This is a genomic window from Psychrobacter sp. MES7-P7E (assembly GCF_002863645.1).
Lineage (GTDB): Bacteria > Pseudomonadota > Gammaproteobacteria > Pseudomonadales > Moraxellaceae > Psychrobacter.
The window spans coordinates 1-440 of record NZ_PJBU01000056.1 but is presented as its reverse complement, the minus strand read 5'-3'; the positions used below and the strand labels follow the sequence as shown (position 1 = coordinate 440).

Here is a 440-nt window from a genome sequence, read left to right as displayed (position 1 = left end):
GAGCTCTTTAATGCTCTCTACAATCTCGGTGGTGGTTTGACCCTTGGCGTAAAGGAATATGATTTTATCATCAAGGCCGCTAATACGGGTTTGATGCTTGCGCACGAGTGTAGGTTCAAAGTCACCATGACGGTCTCTTGGGGTGGAGATCTCAAGATCGCCTGTATCACTGCGGACGGTCTTTTTAGTGTGTCCGTTGCGCTTGTTTGGTTTATCTGCTTTCTCATGCTTGGGGTAGCCGAGATGATCTTCCATCTCAGCTTCAAGGGCAGTGTCGATAAAGGACTGCATGAGTTGCTTCTGAAAGTCTTTGATGTCATCGAAGCTTTTCATACTACCAGCCATTTGCTCGGCCAGTTTTTTAATGTCAGATTGAGTAGTCATTGCTTATTCTCCTGTTAGTGGATTATAAGCAGTTACACACTTTTTAGGAAAGGCTC

General features: G+C 45.0%; 1 protein-coding gene. It reads right to left on the bottom strand.

Going from position 1 to position 440, the window contains the following annotated elements; translation table 11 throughout:
* Positions 1-384, bottom strand: a 384-nt coding sequence (locus tag CXF62_RS01480; RefSeq protein WP_185156573.1) for a transposase, incomplete at its 3' end; no start/stop codon positions are given.
* Positions 385-440: the final 56 nt, after the last annotated feature.